General features: G+C 74.3%; 1 protein-coding gene. It reads left to right on the top strand.

All coding sequences use genetic code 11. The features are described from left to right. The first annotated feature begins 282 nt into the window (after window positions 1-282). Complete coding sequence (locus HW578_RS26660) at window positions 283-1,251, top strand: Bug family tripartite tricarboxylate transporter substrate binding protein (protein ID WP_198373714.1); 969 nt, start codon at window positions 283-285, stop codon at window positions 1,249-1,251. Window positions 1,252-1,318: the final 67 nt, after the last annotated feature.

A 1,318-nucleotide genomic window follows, 5' to 3' on the forward strand; every position in this document is an offset into this window, starting at 1 on the left:
CCGGCACTGCCGCGCCCGGTGCCGCGCGCCACGGTCCAGGCGCAACGCTGAGGCTGCCGCCGCAGGCTTGCGCTCGAGGCGCGCGGGGCCCTGCCGAAGGCGGCGGGACCCCGGCCCACCACCGCCCCGCTGCCGACGGTGCCGCCTGCCAGCCCGCGCGGCATGAGGATTGCTGATCCCCGAGCCTGGGCCATGCCACGGTTTGGCGCCTGCAGCCCGCCGCCCCGGATTGCCCAGCGCGCGGGCAGGCGTCGCGCCACCGGCCATCGGAAAGGGCACTTCATGTTGCGTCGCCGCCTGCTTCTCGCCACCCCCGCGATCTTCGCAGCACCCTCGGCGCTGCACGCGCAAGGCGCCTGGCCGAACCGCCCGGTGCGGATCATCAACCCCTATGCGCCGGGCGGTACCTCCGACATCGTCATGCGCTTCCTGGCGGCGGGGATGGAGCGCGCCTTCGGCCAGCCCTTTATCGTCGAGAACCGCCCCGGCGCCGGCGGGGCGGTCGGCACCGCGCAGGTCGCCGCCGCGGCGCCGGATGGGTATACGCTGCTCGTGACGAATACCGGGCCGCTTGCGGTTTCGGTCAGCATGACACCGCCGCCGGCCTACAATCCGGAACGCTCCTTCGCCTACGTAACCATGTTCGGCGGTGCGCCGATCCTGTGCGCCGTGAAGGGCGACGGGCCGATCCGCACCATGGCCGACTACAAGGCCGCCGCCGCCGCGCGGCGGGAGGCGATGTCCTTCGGGTCCTCCGGCGTGGGGTCGGTCGGGCACCTCGCGGGCATGCTCTGGGCGCAGGAGGCGGGGGTCGAACTGCTGCACGTGCCCTTCCGCGGCGCGGCGGATGCCGAGCAGGCGATCATCGGCGGCAACACCACCTCGCTGTGGAACACGGTGGGTGCGCATACCGGCGGCGTGCAGGGCAACAGCATCCGCGGCCTGGCGGTCACGAGCGAACAGCGCGTGGCTTCGGTGCCGAATGTGCCGTCCATCGTGGAGGCTGGCTTCCCTGGCTCGGTGGCGTCCAACTGGTTCCTGCTGGCGGGTCCGGCGGGCCTGTCGGGCGAGATCGTCGGCCGGCTGCGCACGCACCTGGCCGCCGCCATGGCCGAGCCTGCCGCGCGCGAGCGCTGGGCTGCGATCGGCATGGTCTCGCTCGGCGACCCGACGCCCGCCGAAATTTCCGACTTCGTTGCGCGCGAAGCCGTCCGCTGGGCGCCTGTGGTGCGCGCCTCCGGCGCCAGCTGAAGCGGGCGAAGCTCGGGCGGGGGGGGCGCTGGCGCGCGCGATCGTCGCCCCGCCAGCGCCCCGCCCG

It is taken from the genome of Roseomonas rosulenta (assembly GCF_016106005.1).
Lineage (GTDB): Bacteria > Pseudomonadota > Alphaproteobacteria > Acetobacterales > Acetobacteraceae > Neoroseomonas > Neoroseomonas rosulenta.